The 19,158-nt window shown below is 42.7% G+C and carries 16 protein-coding genes; 9 read left to right on the top strand and 7 right to left on the bottom strand.

Annotated elements, in window-relative coordinates:
* Positions 1 to 309: 309 nt before the first annotated feature.
* The 6 genes from DBR43_RS10215 to DBR43_RS10240 form a co-directional block, all read right to left on the bottom strand.
* On the bottom strand, positions 310 to 1,035 hold the full coding sequence (locus tag DBR43_RS10215) for a hypothetical protein (RefSeq protein ID WP_124580556.1): 726 nt from the start codon (positions 1,033 to 1,035) through the stop codon (positions 310 to 312).
* A gap of 24 nt (positions 1,036 to 1,059) precedes the next feature.
* The gene (locus tag DBR43_RS10220) at positions 1,060 to 1,434 is read right to left on the bottom strand and encodes a GntR family transcriptional regulator (protein WP_124580558.1); all 375 of its coding nucleotides are present in this window, start codon (positions 1,432 to 1,434) and stop codon (positions 1,060 to 1,062) included.
* A gap of 1 nt (position 1,435) precedes the next feature.
* Complete coding sequence (locus DBR43_RS10225; RefSeq protein ID WP_124580560.1) at positions 1,436 to 2,215, bottom strand: hypothetical protein; 780 nt, start codon at positions 2,213 to 2,215, stop codon at positions 1,436 to 1,438.
* Positions 2,216 to 2,221: 6 nt separating this feature from the next.
* A complete protein-coding gene (locus DBR43_RS10230; RefSeq protein ID WP_124580562.1) occupies positions 2,222 to 3,052 on the bottom strand; it encodes an ABC transporter ATP-binding protein in 831 nt (276 codons plus the stop codon).
* A gap of 74 nt (positions 3,053 to 3,126) precedes the next feature.
* A complete protein-coding gene (locus tag DBR43_RS10235) occupies positions 3,127 to 4,857 on the bottom strand; it encodes an ABC transporter ATP-binding protein (RefSeq protein ID WP_124580564.1) in 1,731 nt (576 codons plus the stop codon).
* 1 nt (position 4,858) lies between these two features.
* Entirely contained in the window at positions 4,859 to 6,631 is a 1,773-nt protein-coding gene (locus DBR43_RS10240; RefSeq protein WP_233602935.1) for an ABC transporter ATP-binding protein, read from the bottom strand.
* A gap of 138 nt (positions 6,632 to 6,769) precedes the next feature.
* On the opposite strand from DBR43_RS10240, the gene DBR43_RS10245 reads away from it, so the two are divergent.
* Both DBR43_RS10245 and DBR43_RS10250 read left to right on the top strand, forming a co-directional pair.
* Positions 6,770 to 7,762 carry a helix-turn-helix domain-containing protein gene (locus DBR43_RS10245; protein WP_124580566.1) on the top strand — a complete coding sequence of 331 codons (993 nt, stop codon included), beginning with the start codon at positions 6,770 to 6,772 and terminating at the stop codon, positions 7,760 to 7,762.
* 2 nt (positions 7,763 to 7,764) lie between these two features.
* Entirely contained in the window at positions 7,765 to 8,127 is a 363-nt protein-coding gene (locus DBR43_RS10250) for a DUF5655 domain-containing protein (RefSeq protein WP_124580568.1), read from the top strand.
* Positions 8,128 to 8,139: 12 nt separating this feature from the next.
* On the opposite strand, the gene DBR43_RS10255 is transcribed toward DBR43_RS10250, so the two are convergent.
* Positions 8,140 to 10,545 (bottom strand): glycoside hydrolase family 3 N-terminal domain-containing protein, encoded by a 2,406-nt coding sequence (locus tag DBR43_RS10255; protein WP_124580570.1) that lies wholly within the window; start codon positions 10,543 to 10,545, stop codon positions 8,140 to 8,142.
* Positions 10,546 to 11,463: 918 nt separating this feature from the next.
* On the opposite strand from DBR43_RS10255, the gene DBR43_RS10260 reads away from it, so the two are divergent.
* The 7 genes from DBR43_RS10260 to recN all read left to right on the top strand — a co-directional run bounded on the left by DBR43_RS10260 (position 11,464) and on the right by recN (position 19,117).
* The gene (locus tag DBR43_RS10260) at positions 11,464 to 12,393 is read left to right on the top strand and encodes an outer membrane protein assembly factor BamD (protein ID WP_124580573.1); all 930 of its coding nucleotides are present in this window, start codon (positions 11,464 to 11,466) and stop codon (positions 12,391 to 12,393) included.
* Complete coding sequence (locus DBR43_RS10265) at positions 12,393 to 12,719, top strand: DNA-directed RNA polymerase subunit omega (RefSeq protein WP_069379952.1); 327 nt, start codon at positions 12,393 to 12,395, stop codon at positions 12,717 to 12,719. Before DBR43_RS10260 ends, DBR43_RS10265 begins: the two co-directional genes overlap by 1 nt.
* 43 nt (positions 12,720 to 12,762) lie before the next feature.
* Positions 12,763 to 13,959: a bifunctional phosphopantothenoylcysteine decarboxylase/phosphopantothenate--cysteine ligase CoaBC gene (gene coaBC, locus DBR43_RS10270; protein ID WP_124580575.1), complete on the top strand. Its 1,197-nt coding sequence runs from the start codon at positions 12,763 to 12,765 to the stop codon at positions 13,957 to 13,959.
* A 27-nt stretch (positions 13,960 to 13,986) separates the two neighbouring features.
* Positions 13,987 to 14,901, top strand: a complete 915-nt coding sequence (locus DBR43_RS10275) for a DUF4835 family protein (RefSeq protein WP_124580577.1) — start codon at positions 13,987 to 13,989, stop codon at positions 14,899 to 14,901.
* A 99-nt stretch (positions 14,902 to 15,000) separates the two neighbouring features.
* Positions 15,001 to 15,384: a BlaI/MecI/CopY family transcriptional regulator gene (locus DBR43_RS10280; RefSeq protein ID WP_124580580.1), complete on the top strand. Its 384-nt coding sequence runs from the start codon at positions 15,001 to 15,003 to the stop codon at positions 15,382 to 15,384.
* Positions 15,385 to 15,387: 3 nt separating this feature from the next.
* A complete protein-coding gene (locus DBR43_RS10285; protein ID WP_124580582.1) occupies positions 15,388 to 17,349 on the top strand; it encodes a M56 family metallopeptidase in 1,962 nt (653 codons plus the stop codon).
* Positions 17,350 to 17,461: 112 nt separating this feature from the next.
* On the top strand, positions 17,462 to 19,117 hold the full coding sequence (recN, locus tag DBR43_RS10290; RefSeq protein WP_124580584.1) for a DNA repair protein RecN: 1,656 nt from the start codon (positions 17,462 to 17,464) through the stop codon (positions 19,115 to 19,117).
* Positions 19,118 to 19,158 lie beyond the last annotated feature (41 nt).

The raw sequence follows: 19,158 nt of genomic DNA on the forward strand, positions 1-19,158 counted from the left end.
ACCATTATAATTGTATCACACCCATAACTGCATGATTTACAGTAAGAAATACTTAAAACTAAATACACAACAACAAAACCCAGCAATAAACAGCCAGTAAAACGCAAGGACAGGATAGAAATTAACCTATATAAAGCGAAAGACAGGACACAAATCCACCTTTATATAGTATATATAAAGAGCGAAACAATCCCAGCTGATGCAAAACCGGAAAAGGTATACTATAATATACTATATACGTCTTCAACAAAAAAGGGCTGCTAAACCAGCAACCCCAATAGTTCTTAATCCGGTTCAATATCCAAAATCCTATTTATTGATCCCCCTCAGCATTTCTCCACTCAATGTTACCGTTGCACTGTCTGATAGGTTATAATGAGTTTTAACAATTTTCGGATTCAGAAGTTCGATCTTATTCTTCCCCGGAAGACTAAAATCTGCAAAGGCGATCTGATTAGCAGCATCTACTGTCAAAGTTGCGCCTTCAGATCCAGCCTCCCCTACCCGGGCTTTTAAGGTTGCCAGCTTCACCCCGTCCATGTATATAGTTGTGAACTTTCCTATACCAAGGTTCAGCAAATCTCCCGCCAGGCCTTTAACCCTGATTTCTCCACTATTATAGAACCACTTTTTCTCCATTTGCTCTTTGTTAAAATAGGATGTCGTGTTAATGGTATTCAGGCTATTTGAAAAAAGAATAATGTCACCATCACTGGTATTAAAGCCGAGCTCCTTAGCCTCATCAGTCATGTCGATCGTTAGCCTACCTGCTACCTGAGTCACTTTAACCAATTTCCTGACCTTAGCTCTAATCCATAAACCTTCCTTTGGCCCTCTTTCCACGTTGATATTAAACCTGTTTGCGCAATTAACCTGCAGTTCCGTCAATTCTTTTACATTGCTAAACTCAAGTTCATTGAAACGATCCTTGTAACCACCTTTTTGGTAAGATGCTTTCAAAGAAAAGTTATAGGCAGTCAGCATTGCCAATGAGACAATTACCGCCGCAATAATAAATATAGTACTCAATTTCATCTTTTCTAATTTTATGTTTAGTAATTATTGCTGATAATGTTCCGACTTAAACTCCTCAAAGCGTTCTTCTATTTCTTTCATACTGATGTTCAGAAGAAATATGTTTCTAAAAAATTCCGGAAGTTCATTCTTAAGGAAGCGTTCTTTACTGTATGCCTTTATTTTTTCCTCAGCGTCGGCCGAAATAAAGAAACCTATCCCACGCTTATTCAGAATTACATCTTTATTCTGCAGGAATTCATAAGCCCTGACCACCGTATTCGGATTTACCTGTAAGTCCATTGCCAGCTCTCTAACAGAGGGAATCTTCTCATTAACCGGCCACTTACCCAGCATAATATTTTCTCCAACATACGCCGCAATCTGCAGGTATATCGCTTCATTCTCTCTAAATTCCATCTTAAACCTCTTTTTCTTTTAATTTAAAATAAGCTCCAATCCACAGCAACACCACAATAGTAAAAGATAAGCTCAACATCACCGGTCTAATGGAAGGCAATGGATCAACGTTATAATACCGACCTCCTTCTATAATACCTAGGCCTACAAAAGGCACAACTTTTTCCAGTTTTACATCAAATAATGCAAGTGCTATAGGTTGGTTAACTAAAAAGATCAACGCACTCAGCAAGAATACCACAAAGGCAGTTTTCATAAAATGAATCTTTTCGAAGAAGATAGCCCCCAGAAAAGCCAGGCTATGGAAAAGCATATAGAATAAAAAGCCGAACCTATACTCCCCTCTTGGCGAAAACACATTCAACAGCCTAAATTCCTGATCTCTCCAGGACTTACCAATCGTCAAAACAAGAAAGTCTACTACATAAAAACTCAGTAAAAAAACCAGCTGAAAGATTACAAAAGAGTAAAGCCAGGCCACCAGATACTTTTCAAAAGTAGAAACCGGCAGTGTAAGCATAGAAATTGATTTCCTTTTATCTCCAAAGTCTGCGAAAATTATACTGGTAAAAATAGAACCTGCGCCCAAAAAGGCAAGCAAAAAAACGGCAAACTGGCCTTTCTCCGAAATGCTCCCTCCGCTTTTATAACAAACAAATCCAAGACCCAAAGTGAGCAGAAAAAACAGCACTACTGCAGACAGCAAATAGGTCTTATAATATTCAGTAGTATGTTTACTAAAAAGAAGCGAAAATCTTCGAAAGCTAAATATATTGTTCATGGGGCGTTAGTTTAAAATGTCAGTTACTGATTTTTGACCGCTAATGATGGCATTGAAAAGCATTTCCATATCCACCTTACTAAAAGTTTCATTATGGTTTTCGCTAATGGTATTGATGCCTATCGCATTTGATTCCTCGTACAGGACCGCAGCTTTGTTGGCCTGCGCAGCCGTAGTAAACTGAAGGCGTTCGGCAATTTCATCCAGACTACGGTTCAGCACAATCTCCTGCTCGTGTAAAACCAGTACACTGTCGATCAGGCTATCCAGGTCACGGATCTGATGTGTAGAAATAATGATGCAGCGTTCATCGGTAAGTGCTCCTGCAATGATTTTTCTGAATTTAACCTTGGAAGGGATGTCCAGGCCATTGGTCGGCTCATCCATAATCAGCAAAGCTGTATTTGTAGCCAAACCAAAAGCAATCATTACCTTTTTCTGCTGGCCAAAAGACAGTTTACCCAATACGCTGGAAACCGGAACATCAAACTCCGCCAGCATTTTAATATACTGTTCTTCATTAAACTTAGGATAGAAATGTCCCGTGCTTCCCGCAAACTGACTGGCAGTAATGGATGGCAAGTGCATTTCCTCAGGAATAAAGAATAATTCCTGCAAAAAACCTGGTAAACGGTCTGCAGAATGATATCCTTTCAGAGAACAAAGTCCTTCCTGAGGAAAGACCAGGCCTGCAAGATTTTTAAGGAGGGTTGATTTTCCCGCTCCATTCTTACCCAGAAGACCATAGATATGGCCCATCTGAAGCTTCAGGTTTAGGTTTTTGAACAACAGGTTCTTTTTGCTGTATCCAAAAGTTAAGTTGGAGATTTCTATCATAGCGTTACAAGTTTAGTGTACCACATTACTAGTACACTACAAATGTATACAATAGAATTACTTCTCCAAATATTTTATGCTTTTTTTATTTTCCAGCCACCCAATTGCTGCTGAATTCCCCACAGGTGATGATATAAACCTTGCTTTTCCATCAGGTGCAAATGGGTTCCCTGTTCCGCTAAAGCACCCTCTTTAAGGACAAGAATCTGATCTGCGTTTCTGATAGTCGCCAGTTTATGTGCCACAACGATCACTGTTTTATTCTTTACCAGCTCCTGAATCGCCTTCTGAATGTGAATTTCATTTTCAGGATCCAGAGAAGCGGTTGCCTCATCCAGCAAAACAATTGGCGCATCCTTTAATAAGGCCCTTGCTATGCTGATGCGTTGCTTCTGTCCGCCTGAAAGTTGATTTCCCCCCTCGCCGGTTCTCGCCTGAAGCCCACCGGGCAATTCCCAGGCAAAATCAAGCACCTGCGCTAAATCTGCAGCCCGGATCACCTCTTCTTCAGTGGCATCCATTTTTCCAAAACGAATGTTGTTATAGATACTGTCGTCAAATAAATAAACGTCCTGAAAGACCTCACTGATGAGTTTATAAACCTCGCCCGGCTCCATATCCTTCACATCTACCCCACCAATTTTTACGGTTCCTTTTTGGCTGTCCCAGAAACGGGCGATCAGGGCCGTCACAGTGGTCTTCCCGGAACCGGAAGGCCCAACCAGTGCCATCATGCTATTTTCTTCTACACGGAAGGAAACCTGACGAAGGACCTCCTTACCTTCCTGATAAGCAAAAGAAACATCCTCAAAAGAGATCTCATATCCATCAGGCCTGCGTTTTGTTCCTGCACTTTGCTCCGGAATCTGAAGCACTTCTATTACCCTGCTCAAACTAATGTTCATATAACGGAGGACCACATAATCGACCAAAACGATTTTCAAAGGCTCATATAACCGGTAACCAATAATCAAAAAGGTAATCAGTGCAGGCGCAGCCAGACTTCCATGTGCAAAAAAGGTAACCGCAATTCCCAACATCAAGAGGAAGAACAGCTCCAGTACCAAACCACCGGTCAAAACAAAAGGCCCCGGAATGGCTTCTGTACGGATACTCGCTTTTCGAAAATCGTTGAGCGCTTTATCCAGACTACCAAAACGGACACCGGTCATTCCAAATGATTTGATGTGACGGATGCCTTGTACATACTCCAGGAAACGGGCACCAATTGCATTCCTCGCTTCTACATGTTTCCCACCCTCCTGAACGATCAGGTAATTAGAAATCCTGATCATTAACCAGCAAAGCGGAAGTGCGGCCAGTAAAACAAGCGCCAACCGCCAGTCCGTTAGAAATAAGAATACCGAAATGATGACTGTAGCAAAAAATGCGGCCGCCATATTCCCTATGGTATGTCCAAAAATCATCTCAAAATTAGCCACATCCTGAAGCACCACCGATGCCAGATCGCCAGGATCACGCTGTTTAAATGTCCCCATAGACAAACGCTGAAGGTGGTTGCCCAAACGGATGCGCAGGTTCGTCGACAAAGTATAGGTCATGGTATTCGTTCCCACAATTGTTTTTACCGAAACAAACAATTGCAGCAGCAGCAGGACCAGCATGATCCATATATAAGTCCACAGTCTCCCCTGATTTATTTCAGCCGAAAACAACTCCTGGACAATCAGCAACAAAAAGCCCGTAGGAACCGCAATAAACAGGCTGTGCAATAGCTCCAGCAGAATGTTCTTACGAACCATGGCCGGTGCCGTCTTAAAGACGAAGAAAATATTTTTTATCATTTTATTTTAGACTAGATACTTGTTCTGTAATCGTAAATTCTTTAGCGCGGGTATGCGCATTCCACATGTTAAGGTACAGCGGACAATCTTCCAGCAGGTCTTCATGTTTCCCGATCCCAACGGCCCTCCCTTGTTTCATCACCACAATCTGATCACAGCTCGTGATCGTGCTTAGCCTGTGGGCGATGACGATCACCGTTTTATTCCCGATCAGTTGATTAAAAGCCTGCTGGATGAGGTATTCATTTTCGGGATCACTAAAAGCAGTGGCTTCATCCAGAATAAGAATCGGCGAATCCTTGAGGATCGCCCTGGCCAGCTGAATCCGTTGCTGCTCTCCACCACTCAAATGCACTCCGTTTTCACCCCAAAGGGTCTCATAACCTTGTGGCATATTTTCAATAAAGCCATGACACCGGGCTGCAATGGCCGCATCCATGATTTCCTGTTTCGTCTTCTCCATTCCCATCCTGATGTTTTCATAAATTGTTTGCTGAAACATAAAACTATCCTGGAAGACAAACGAGACCTGTTTCATCAGTTCTTCGGGTTTCAGCGTTCTGATGTCCGTTCCCCCAATGAAAATACAACCATCCTGAGCATCCCAAAAACGGGCAACCAGTTGTGCCGCTGTAGATTTCCCCGAGCCCGAGGGGCCAACCAAGGCCGTAATACTTCCCTGCGGAACACAGAAACTGAGCCGGTCTACTGCTTTCCCCTGACCCTCATAGCTGAAGGAAACTTCATTAAATTCGATGTTAAAGTCGCCGGCCAGTTTTTCATTTCCCGGAGTTTCCTGTTCCTGACTAAACAGGATTTCATCAAGACGTTTCACGCCATGGTTAATCATCGACAATTGAGAACCCAGATTGCTCAATGCAAACAAAGGACGGATATAGCCCACGCCAAGGATCAGAAATAAAAACAAAACGGAAAGACTTACACCCCCTGCAAAATACAGGTAGAAGCCCAATGCCAGAACTGGCAGGGAAGCATTGCTGATAAAACTGATAAACACCCCAAAAGCCGGGGAAGAGCTCCGGATATAAGCCATTACCATTTCCCTGAAGCGATAAACAGAACCACTATATTTACCAAAGCTATCCGCGGTATGTCCGAAAATTTTAATCACCGGCATTGCCCTCACAAATTCCACAATCCCGGAATTCATTCCTTCCAGGGAATAGTGATAGTCAGACAGGACTTTGTTTCTTTTCTTATTGAACATGATGGGCATAATGATGGCCAGCAGCACCACAGGCAGACAACTGCTTAAAGCCAGAAGCCAGTTTACGCTAAACAAATAGATCAGTGTAACCAGGGGCAATGCAATGCCTTTTACAAAATCAGGAATGCTGTGTGCGATAAAGTTTTCTATCCGCTCCACGTCGTCGGCCATGATTTTCTTCAATGCCCCGGAATTGTTCTTATTGATAAAGCCCAATGGCAACCGGCCCAGCTTTTCGGCCATCTGCCTGCGCAGTTCATAGAGTATATTGAATGCAGCCACATGCGAGGCCATTCCTGAAGCATACAACAAAGCATAAGCAGCAATCAATGCGAACACCGCCTTCTGTAAATAGGAAATAACCAGCGCCGTATTTACCGGAGGGGCTAACATCGCCTGAATAATATAATATATCAATACATAAGGTATTACTGCCAATAAAACATGGATGACCGCAAGTACTGCGGATAACATCAGGAGTCTCTTTTCTTTCCCGGCAATTTGCAATAACCTGCCAATGCCGCTTTTAGGTGTTTTCGTTTTCATTCCAATCCTTTTAAACCTGTCAGCATTAAAGATTATTTATACTTCTTCTAAATAATACTAACTTTGTACAAAGATGGGCTCATCTTTAAAAGAACTTTTACACCAGGAGGATAACTTTTAACACAAAAAGGATTAATTATGGGAATGAGCGTATGTGATGAACATGGAAGATGGACTGACTTTGGCGGCACCATCCAGAACTTCGACCCCAGCACCCCTTCGATAACAGAATTAAGGGAGAAATACCAGCTTCCTTTCGGGGATGTGGAATTGGTTCATTTGTCTTTACCACACATTCATATTATATATGGCGACATGTCACTGAAGAAGCATCAGGTCCGTTTTCGTTCGGTAGACATGCCGGAGTATGTAGAACTACACTTTTCATTATCCGGCGGAAGCCTGATTGAAAACCATGCGAACGGCCGCAAATATGAATTCAGTGCCCTGCAACACAACATCGTCTATACCCAGGATTTTGACGGGGTCGGTCAGTATAAAAACAATCAACCCTATAAATTCTTTGAGGTACACTTCGCCCGGGAATACTTCCTACAGCTGGTCAAAGACAGTACCGGCGCTTTAAATGACTTTTGTGAAGATGTAGACCAGCAGAAATGCACCAACCTCTCCGAAAACAACCTGAGCATCACCTTCGCCATGCAGCAATGCATTTCTGACATTATGAACTCCACTGTTCAGGGGAGCCTGAAATTATTATTTCTACAATCCAAATGCATAGAGCTTCTTAGCCTGCAAGTTGAGACCTTTGAAAACGCTTCCACACGTTCGCAGCGGTCGGTACTCCGGTCTTCTTATGAGAAAGATTGTGTTCAGCAGGCAAAGGTTTACCTGAACCAAAATATTGATAAAACGCCAACATTATCGGAACTTTCAAAAATTGCGGGGATCAACGAATTCAAGCTTAAAAACGGATTTAAGGAACTCTTTGACACGACTGTTTTCGGATACCTGAGCGAGATCAGGTTACTCGAAGCAAAAGAACAACTGCGCTCAGGAAAAGCCATTAAAGTAATTTCAGACAACCTCGGCTATTCCTCAGTTCAACATTTCGGTACTGCTTTCCGGAAAAAATTCGGAATTTCACCAGGCAAAATGAAACTGAACTAAGGATGGAATATTCAGATAAAGCCATAGCAGATTTTCTGCAAAACAAATCAGCAGCGAGCATTGCCCTTTTCGAGGCACTGGTTGCTGCTTTCAAAGAAATCGGACCTGTGGAATTCCATGCAGCAAAAACCATGATTGCTTTTTCCGCGAAGATCAATTTCGCCTACGTGATACAAATGGGGAAAGATTTTATAGACATCGTACTCCCGTTTAAGCAGCCTTACGAGGACAACTTATGCTTTCGAAAGATCAAAGCTGTACCGGGCAGTGACGATTACAACCATCACCTGCGCATTTACCTGCCTGAGGACTTAAACGAAGAAGTACTCAGTTACCTCCGGATGGCCTATGAAAAGGGAAAATAAAAAGCCTGCCATCTAAGGCAGGATTTCAAATTCCTGTTTTAACTTAATGTCTTCGGAAGACTGACCGATCATGACCCTGAATTTTCCGGGTTCCACCCTCCAGTTCATGTCTTTATCCAAAATCGAGAGGTCGTCCGGATGGAGTATAAACCTCACTGTTTTCTCTTCTCCCGGGGGCAATGTCACCCGCTCAAATCCCCGAAGGTCGGAATCGTAAGTGGTCACACTGCTCACCAGATCTTTAAGATAAAGCTGCACTACATCATCTCCTTTACGTTTCCCGGTATTCTTCACCGTTACACTGACTTCAATATCAGAGCCAGCTTGCTGTGTTGGCTGTCTGACCTGCAAATTGCTATATTCAAAATCCGTGTAACTCAACCCATAGCCAAAAGGCAACAAGGCCCCGTTTACACTGGTTTTACCATAGCCATTGTTTCCGCTGCTTGGTTGTCCTGCCTGCGAAGCGGGCTTAAACGGAAAGTTATATTCCAGCTGACCAACAGATTTCGGGAAGGTGATTGGAAGTTTACCTCCGGGATTATAATCACCGAATAAAGTTTCCGCAATGATGTTTCCACTTTGCGGGCCGGGGAACCAGGCTTCCAGGATTGCCGGTAAATAGCGGTTTTCCCAATTGATCGTTAGCGGCTGTCCATTGATCATCACCATAACCACCGGTTTCCCCGTGGCATGAAGTGCCATTAACAACTGCAATTGTCTGCCGGGTAAGTTTAATCCGGTACGGGTAAGGCTTTCCCCTACCCTTTTCTCATCTTCTCCAACCACGGCAATGATCACATCGGCCAGTTTAGCCTGTGCAACAGCTTCGTCAATGCCTGCCTGTTCAGCTGCAGAAAGCGGACTGGGGATAATTTCACTTTCCGGCCAGTTGGGGTCGATGATGTCACAGCCTTTTACATAATTCACCTGCGCATTGCCGGCAGTATATTTTTTGATGCCATCCACTACCGAGGTAACCGGGTTGTTCGACGGCCCATACCTGCTCGTGGTATAGTTTACCTCAGCAGCCAAAGGCCCTGTTACCAGAATATTTTTCAATTTCTTCAATTCTAAAGGCAAGAGGTTTTGCTCATTTTTCAAGAGTACCAGCGACTGGCGACTGAGTTCCGCAGAAAAGGCTTCGCTCTTCGCCGTATGCACTACCTGATCCGAGTTTTTCGGATTCGGTACATAGGGCTGGTCAAAAAGCCCCAGCCTGAATTTAACCCGCAGTACATGAGCCACCCTTTCATCGATCGTTTTCATGGAAACTTTCCCTTCCCTGATCAGTTCCCTTAACGGCATAATGTATTGCTCCGGCATGGTAAAATTGGTCCGGACATCCAGTCCGGCTTCTACCACCTGTTTGATCGCGCCTTTATAATCATCCACTACATGGTGCTTGGAATAAAGGTATTCTACGGCCTCACTATCCGAAACAATATATCCTTTAAACCCATATTTTTCTCTCAGCAGTTCTGTCAGAAAGTAATGGCTTCCGGTAACCGGTACGCCGTCGTAATCATTATAGCTGCTCATCACCCCCATCGGTGAAGCCTCCTCAACCACCCTTCTAAACGGATAAAGGTGAATCTGGTGCAATTCTCTTAAGGCCACATGCGGATCAGTACGTGCATCGCCATCTCTTCCACCTTTAGGCACACTATATACCGCAAAATGTTTTAAGGTTGCTGCGACTCCGTTTTCCTGAATTCCCAGGACCATTTGTTTTCCCAGTTCGGCAATATGAAAAGGATTTTCTCCATAACATTCTACCACCCTTCCCCAGCGCTGGTCTCTGGCCGGATCTAAAATAGGGGCATAAACATTGGTATAACCCAATGCTTTGGCTTCGCGGCCAACAATGTCTCCTGCCTGCCTCACCATGGCTTTATTCCAGGTACTTCCAATATTTACAGGTGCAGGTAAAGGTGTTGCCCGGTCATGACAGAGCCCATGGATTCCCTCGTTGGTAAAATCAACCGGAATTCCCATTCTCGTTTCTTCAATAAACCATTTCTGAAGGGTATTGATGGCATCAGCATGTTTACTGAAGGGATAAGAATAAGCGGTTTGTGCTTTTTTATTGTAAGCGAGGCTGTTTAAAGCCTCATCAATATTGGCAATCCCGTCTTTCCAGACTTTCGTTTTCCATTCCGGGGTAGGCATTTCGTCTTTCAGGACTCTTCCATAGCCATACAGCGTTGCCATCTGACAGGTTTTCTCCTCCACTGTCATTTGAGAAAGCAGGTCTGCAATTCTTTTTTCTATTTCCTGTGATGGATCTTCGAAAACATCTTTCTTTCCGTTTTTATTAAAGTCAATCCAGTTCTTTTGATAGATATTTTTATGTTGGGCAAATGCAGCACTCTCCAAAGACAAGAGGGCTGCACAAAGCATCAGCGTCTTTTTCATTCGTATATATTGTTTTATTATGGTGATGAAACGGTCATGATCTTATGTTCACTTTATGATCTCAGCGCTAAGATCATCATGGTTTCATCATGATGGGCAATTGCAATTGTCCCGTTTTCTAAATCCCACTAAAATAAGGTAATTTAATGATTCCGGAATGGCATTTTCCTCAGTGATTTTAGCATTTCTTCTTTTCCCCTAATTGTCGGATTTAAACTTCCGCAGATTTGATCTGCCGGACATTATGAGCGGATAACCGGGCATCAGGAACAAGCTGTCTTTCGCAGGGCGATGCCTATCTCTGAAAAGGTATAAAGAATTGCATTCATATACGCGCATGGAAGTCTCCTAATACGCTCCTATCACGCTCCTAGGTTGAAAGGTAGTTGAGAGGTAGCTAGAAGGTGGTTGAGAGGTAGTTGAAAGGTTATTTAGCCTTTCAACTACCTCTCAACTACCTTTCAATCCCCTTCCAACCTAAGCGCATATACGGAGTATGTAAGGTGCCTTTAGGAATAAGAAAAAAACGACGCCATTTCGTTGTAAAGCTATATCCGGAATAAGCCGTAAAATAACACAGCCGGGACTGCCAAAAGACGGCTTCAGGACTGCTTTTTCCTATACAGGCTCTAACCACGCTCTATACTCGGTGCACACCCGCTTGAAAGCGGGTTAAAGGCGGGTAAGCAACGTATCAAAACCGGGCCAAAAACAAGATTTTCTGCAACCAGGGACCCACTTGCCATTTAGCTGCCGGATTCCGTATCTTTATCCCGCTTTTACGAACGGAAAAACGGGCCCGATAAACCCCGATTTGTTAAATTATGTTAAGGGTTTGACGGGATGAAACGCTTTACATAGCTTAGCGTCCTATTATTTTTAATTGACGTTATCGTATTATTAACTTATCTTTGCAGAATGTTTAAAATTAAACACGTATTACTATTAAGTTTCACCATCATAGCCCTGACGATCGCGGGTTGCAAAAGCCAGTTTGAAAAAATCAGATTGAGCAACGATGTAGCCAAGAAATATCAGGAGGCCATGAAGCTTTACAACAAGAAGAATTATAGCAAAGCTATCATTCTGTTTGAAGACCTTTCTCAAAAGTACAGGGGAAGAGCAGAAGCTGAAGACTTAAACTATTACTATGCCCTAACCTTATATAAATTAAGGGATTACACCACTGCAAGATATCAGTTCAAATCATTTGCTGATACTTATCCAACCAGTAAATATGCAGAAGAATGCAGATACCTGGGCGCTTATTGCTATTACCTGGAATCACCGAAATTTTCTTTAGATCAGGAGAATACTTATAAAGCAATTGATGCTTTACAATTGTTCATCAACTTCTATCCTAAGAGTGAGCGTGTGGCTGATGCCAGTAAATACATTGCCGATCTACGTGCGAAACTGGAAACTAAAGCATTTGAAAATGCGAAGTTATATTTCGACTTAGGCGGATGGGACATCAGCAATTATAAATCGGCAGTTATCGCTTTGAAAAATGCGCAGATTGATTTCCCTGATATTAAATATGCAGAAGAGATGGATCTTTTGATCGTTAAATCTCAATATTCATACGCAAAAAACAGTATTGAATTACGTCAGGAAGACAGGTACAACGAAGCCATCACATATGCTGATGAATTTTTAGAATCTCATCCTCAGAGTAAATTGGTTGATCAGGCTAAAGCTTTAAAGAAAGATAGTGAAGCCGGTATAGAACACGCAAAACGTGTAATTGCCGAATTCCAGAAGGACCAGGAAAAATATAAAGCAATGCTTGAAAAAGAAGCTAAAGCAGATAGTACCAATACCAAAATTAAAACCCCAATCAAATAATGAACACGAACAAACCTGCTGTACCGAATACTACGGTTACTAGAAATGTTAATGATTTAGATCAAAAAACTGAGAATATCTATGAGTCTTTAGTAATTATTTCTAAAAGGGCTAATCAGATTTCAAACAACATTAAAGAAGAATTACACGGTAAATTAGCTGAGTTTGCTTCTTCAAATGACAACCTGGAAGAGATCTTTGAAAACAGAGAACAAATCGAAATCAGTAAGCATTATGAGCGTATGCCTAAGCCTTCACTGATTGCTATCGATGAGTTCCTGAATGATAAAATTTATCACAGAAACCCTGCTAAAGAGCAACAATAAGATCAGGCATAGGTATTCAATTGCATTCTTGCATTAAAAAACCATGCTAGAAAATAAAAACATTATTCTTGGCGTTTGCGGCAGCATTGCAGCATATAAATCAGCGATACTGGTCAGGTTACTGGTAAAGGCTGGCGCAAACGTTAAAGTTATCCTTACGGCCGATGCGGCAAATTTCATTACCCCGCTCACACTGGCTACCCTATCAAAAAATCCTGTTTACACCCAATATTTCGACGCCGAAACCGGTGTCTGGAGTAACCATGTGGAGTTAGGCCTTTGGGCTGATTTTATGGTCATTGCCCCGGCAAGTGCCAACACACTGGCTAAAATGGCAACAGGCATTTGTGATAACCTTTTAACAGCAGTCTACTTATCGGCGAAATGTCCCGTTTTTGTTGCCCCGGCAATGGACCTGGATATGTGGAAGCACGAAAGTACACAGCAAAACATCGAAAAGATCTTATCCTACGAAAACGAGGTGATCCCTCCTGGAAAAGGAGAACTTGCCAGTGGTTTGTACGGGGAAGGCCGAATGGCTGAACCGGAAGAAATTGTTTCTTTCCTGAATGAAGCAGCCAGAAAAGGCCTGCCCTTGTTAGGTAAGAAAGTACTGGTTACTGCCGGCCCTACTTATGAAGCCATAGATCCTGTTCGTTTTATTGGAAATCACTCTTCCGGAAAAATGGGTTTTGCCATTGCCGGAGTCTTTGCTGGTTTAGGTGCAGAAGTAACCCTGATCAGCGGACCAACTGCGGAAAAAACGCTCCCACAAATCAAGAGGATCGACGTGGTCAGTGCAGCAGACATGTTGAAGGCCTGTAAGGCAGAATTCCCACAGTCGGACATCATGGTCATGAGCGCCGCCGTAGCAGACTATACCCCTGTTACCGCAGCCAGTCAGAAGATTAAAAAGACAAATCCGGAATTTAGCCTCGAGCTGAAAAAAACAGAAGATATCCTGGCTACTCTCGGACAAACAAAAACTGCACAGCAAATCCTTGTCGGCTTCGCCCTGGAAACAGAAAATGAAGAAGCTTATGCAAAAGCAAAGCTGAGCAAGAAAAACCTTGACCTGATTGTGCTCAATTCACTCAACGACAAAGGGGCCGGGTTTAAGGGAGATACCAATAAAATCACTATATTTAATAAAGCTGCTGAAAAAGTGGTTTTTGAAACAAAATCAAAAAATGAAGTTGCAAAAGACATTTGCAATGAAATATTAAAATTAGTTTTATAAGCTTCCTGACTGTAAAAAACGCTCCAAATGAAAAAACGCCTCTTTCTCTTTGTCCTCTCTTTCTTTCTTTGCCAGATTGATATTCATGCCCAGGAATTAAATGCAAGGGTTACGGTAATGGCACCAACGGTACCAAATATCAACAAGAGAAACATAGAGGTCTTACAAAATACCATCAGGGAGTTTTTAAATAACAACAAGTGGACCAACGAAACCTATACTCCTCAGGAACGTATAGAAACTAATTTCGTGATCACCGTGACCGCCTGGGATGGCAGTTCCGGCTATAAAGCAGAAGCACAGATCCAATCCAGCAGACCGGTATATGGAACGGCCTATAACAGCACCATTTTAAACATCAGCGACAAAGATTTCGACTTCAATTATAACGAAGGACAATCTTTGGACTACTCCGACCAGAACTTCATTTCCAACCTGAGCTCCCTGCTCGGATTTTATGCAAATACGATTATCGGACTGGATAAAGACAGCTTTAGTAATCTTGGTGGAACCCCTTTTTACAATAAAGCACAGAACATCCTCAATCTGGCACAGCAATCCGGCAATAAAGGCTGGAAAGCATCTGATGGTTTAAGAAACAGGTATTGGCTGAATGAAAACCTGCTCAACAAAAGCTTTGAGGACCTGAGGGAATTTATCTTCAGTTATCATTACAATGGCATGGACCGCCTTCAGGAAGATATGGACAAAGGTTCCAAAAAGATCATCTCCCTGCTCTCCGGACTCACAAAGATGGACCGTCAAAAATTAGGCTCGATCTTCCCCAACGTATACTTCGCTACCAAAGCTGATGAAATCGTGAACCTGCTCTCTATCGGAAATCCTCAGGACCGCTTAAAAGCGTTCAACCTCCTGGTAGACATTGACCCGGCAAACATCAACAAGTACGAAAGCTTAAAACCAGCCAAACAAGGCCTGTAATCCCCTTTTAGAAAAAAACAACTGTTTTTCAAACAAAATATTTTGTTTATACGAATAGATTCGTACATTTGATTACGAAACAATTCGTATATAAAGGATATGACAGCAGCGACACCCCTTAAACCTACCGAAAGTGAATTAGAAATCTTGCAGATACTATGGGAGAAAGGAAATTGTACGGTAAGAGAAGTCCATGAGATTTTAGAAAAGAATAAAGATGCAGGTTATACTACCACCCTGAAACTGATGCAGATCATGTCGGAAAAAGGCTTGGTGGTTCGTGATACTTCTTCCAAAACCCATATCTATAAAGCTCTCGTTAATCAACAGAAAACAGAACAACACCTGGTTAGTAAAATGATCGACAATGTGTTTAACGGTTCTGCTGCACGATTGGTGATGCAGGCACTCGGAAACCATAGTGCCAGTGCCGACGAAATAGATTCAATTAAAAAATACCTGGATAACCTAAGCAACAAATAAACCATGGAAGCAATTGTAAACAACCTGATCAAAGCCACGGGCTGGAGTATCTTTCACTCCTTATGGCAAGGCGCCATCATCTATGCCATTTTGTTCTTAACCGTATTGGTACTTCCAAAGCTGCGGTCTCAATTGAAGCACAATCTCGCTTACGGAGCCATGTGCCTGATCTTTGTTTCCTTCTGCGTTACCTTTTTCTCCATCTTTAAGCTCCCCGTAGCCAATGGAAGTACTGCTGGAGCAGAATTACAAATCAGTGCAGTTTATTATGAATACCTGAGAAGCCTGCCCCAGGAAATCAGCAGCAAAACAGAAACGTTGTTTCCTTATATCGTGACGGTCTACGGCATTGGTATCGTCTTCCAGCTCTTTATCCTGATCGCGGGATACCGAAAAATGAGCCAGCTTAAAAATGCCACGCAACTGGCAGTGCCCGCAGAATGGACCGCTGTATTTGAGGAGATGGTTTCCAAATTAAACCTCAAACAACAAATTGGCTTTTACCTGTCGGAAAAAGTAAATATTCCGCTGGTTATCGGATATTTTAAACCGGTAGTTTTATTTCCGGTTGCGCTGGCCACACAGCTTGACCTCAAACAGGTGGAAGCCATCCTGATCCATGAACTTTCACACATCCGTAGAAACGACTACCTCCTAAACCTCATCAAAACGGGGATAGAAACCATTTTGTTCTTTAATCCTTTCATCTGGCTTAGTGGCAGATTCATCAACATAGAACGTGAACATGCCTGCGATGACCTTGTGGTAGAACTGACCGGGACGCCGGTAACTTATGCCCATGCCTTGCTGAAGCTGGAAATCCTGAAAGATAAATCCACCCCTGCCCTTTCTATGGCGGCGACAGGGAAAAATCAACATTTATATCACCGTATTAAAAGAATCACAGACATGAAAACGAATTATATGAATGCAAAACAGCAGATTTTTGCAATCACACTCACGATTGCTACGGTAATTTCCTTAGCATGGGTTAAACCCTCTAAAGCGGAAAAAGTGACCGCTCCCGCTGTGCCACTGACTGAAGACATGGAAATTGCCGGTGTTGGCTTAAAATTCAAAGTGCAGGACTTAAAAGCGCTTAAATTAATCCAAAACACCCCATACAAGTATGCAGATACCACGAAGAAGAAACGCAAGTTTAAAATCATCACTGTGGATGCAAACGGCAACAAACATGAATACAATTCCATTAAAGAGGTTCCGGACAGTCTGAGAAGCGAGGTTTTTGACAAGACTTTCGTCAGCTTCCCAAAATCGGGTGAATTCAACGTTTTTGTAGACAGCGTCACCTCTGCAAGCCTTGCCTTTTTAAAATCCCCTGAGTGGAAAAAAAACATAGCAAACATTCAGAAACAAGGCGAAGTGATGAGCAAACATTTCAATTCTCCGGAATGGAAGAAGAATATAGCCGAAATCCAGAAAAACGGAGAAAAAATGAGCAAACACTTCAATTCTCCGGAATGGAAAAAACAACAGGAAGCCATTCAGAAAAATGCAGAAGAAATCAGCAAATATTACGACTCTCCGGAATGGAAAAAGCAGGAAGAAGGGATTAAGAAAAATGCAGAAGAAATGACCAGACATTTTGACTCTCCGGAATGGAAGAAAAACCTGGCTGAGATCCAAAAAGGCGCAGAGGAAACCGGTAAATATTTTAGCTCTCCGGAATGGAAAAAACAACTGGCCGAGATCCAGAAAGGTGCAGAAGAAACCGGTAAATACTTCAACTCTCCGGAATGGAAAAAGCAATTGGAAGAAATCCGCAAAAACGCTCCTGAAGGTGGGGTCTATTATGACCTGTCCGAACTCAAAAAAATGGGACAGGAAAACAAAGAAGTCCGTAACTCCGCTGAGTATAAAGCACTCAAACAGAAATTCGACCAGGAAGTAGAAGCCCTGAAAAAGAAAAAAGCAGCAGCTGCTGCAACAAAAACGAACAACTAAGGCATTAAAACCACAAATAAACGAAGATGGAGGCAGAGGATTTTTCTTCTGCCTTTTTTGTGGAAAAGTATGAACAGCCATTGATTAAGTTTTCATATTTTAGCAGCGTAATATGCTACAGAAACTTTCTATTCGTAACTACGCTTTAATAGACAGTGTTGAACTAAACCTCGACAAGGGTTTAAACATCATCACTGGAGAAACAGGTGCCGGTAAATCCATTATGCTGGGTGCCCTCTCGCTGATTTTAGGCCAGCGCGCAGAAACCAGATATTTCTTTAATCAGGAAAAGAAGTGCATTATTGAAGGTCAGTTTCTGCTGACAGACCATAACCTGCAGCACTTATTTGAAGACAATGATATTGACTTTAATGAGGAAACGATCTTAAGAAGGGAAATTTCTACCGACGGAAAATCAAGAGCTTTCATCAATGATACCCCTGTAACCCTCGTTGTGATGAAACAGGTTGGCGAGAAACTGATCGATATTCACTCTCAGCATGCGACTTTAGAAATTAATGACCCCGGATTCCAGCTTTCTGTGGTAGATACACTGGCAGACCATCAACTCTTGTTATCAGACTACCGCCAGGGTTACAAACAATATAAAAAACACCTGCAGCATTTATCGGCTCTGCAAACCGCAGCAGACGAAGCAAAAAGCAGACAGGATTACGAACAGTTCTTATTCAATGAGCTGGAAAGTGCCGATCTGAAAACGGATGAACAAACGCTTTTAGAAACAGAGCTCCAAACACTCAACAATGCGGAGAGCATTAAGAGAAGTCTGGTCAATGCCTATAACCTTTTGTCTGAAGAAGAAGCCTCAGCACTCCCGATTCTCAAAGAAGTGATCGTCCAGCTGCAGGGTATAGAACGCTTTAACGCGGACTATGCCAACTTAAATGAGCGCCTGCGCTCCGCATTAATCGAATTAAAAGACATCGCTGCAGAAACCATGAACCTGGAAGAAAGCATCATCTTTAATCCGGTGCGGATCGAAGAGATCAATGGCAGGTTAGATGTGATTTATACGCTTCAGCAAAAACATAAAGTCAACAGTGTAGCCGAATTGATTGGCATTCGTCAGCAATTGTCAGACAACCTGAATAACTTACTTAGCGGCGATGAAGAGATCGACCGCTTGAACAAAGAAATAGCGGCCTTAAAAGCCAGCTTACTGGAGATGGCGGAAACCCTTTCTGCCGACCGGAGTAAATCTATCATCAGTACCGAAAACCAGGTTGCCGCAGTCCTGCAGCAGGTAGGAATGCCTAAGGCCAGGATCAAAATAGAAAAGACAGTTCTCGAAGAACTGAATAAAGACGGAAAAGACAATATTGTATTGCTGTTCTCTGCCAACAGTGGCCAGCCACCTGCCCCGGTAGGAAAGGTCGCTTCGGGAGGAGAGCTTTCCAGACTGATGCTGGCCATCAAGTCCATCATGGCCAAACATACGGCTTTACCTACCCTTATCTTCGATGAAATTGATACTGGTATTTCCGGCGAAACCGCATTACGTGTAGGTGATGTGATCGGAGATCTGGAGAAAAACATGCAGGTGATCTGTATCACCCACCTTCCCCAGATTGCAGCCAAAGGAGAAGCACACTATTTCGTTTATAAAAATGAAAAAGGAGTCCGCCCTACTACGGGGATCCGCAGGTTAATTCCCGCAGAGCGAATCCAGGTGATCGCAGAAATGTTAAGCGGCAAGGATCCGGGTAACCCGGCCATCGCAAATGCAAAAGAACTTCTGGGCTATTAAAGATAGATTTTAGATAGTTATTCTTATCTCAGAAGTAAATA

It is taken from the genome of Pedobacter sp. KBW06, from assembly GCF_003852525.1.
Lineage (GTDB): Bacteria > Bacteroidota > Bacteroidia > Sphingobacteriales > Sphingobacteriaceae > Pedobacter.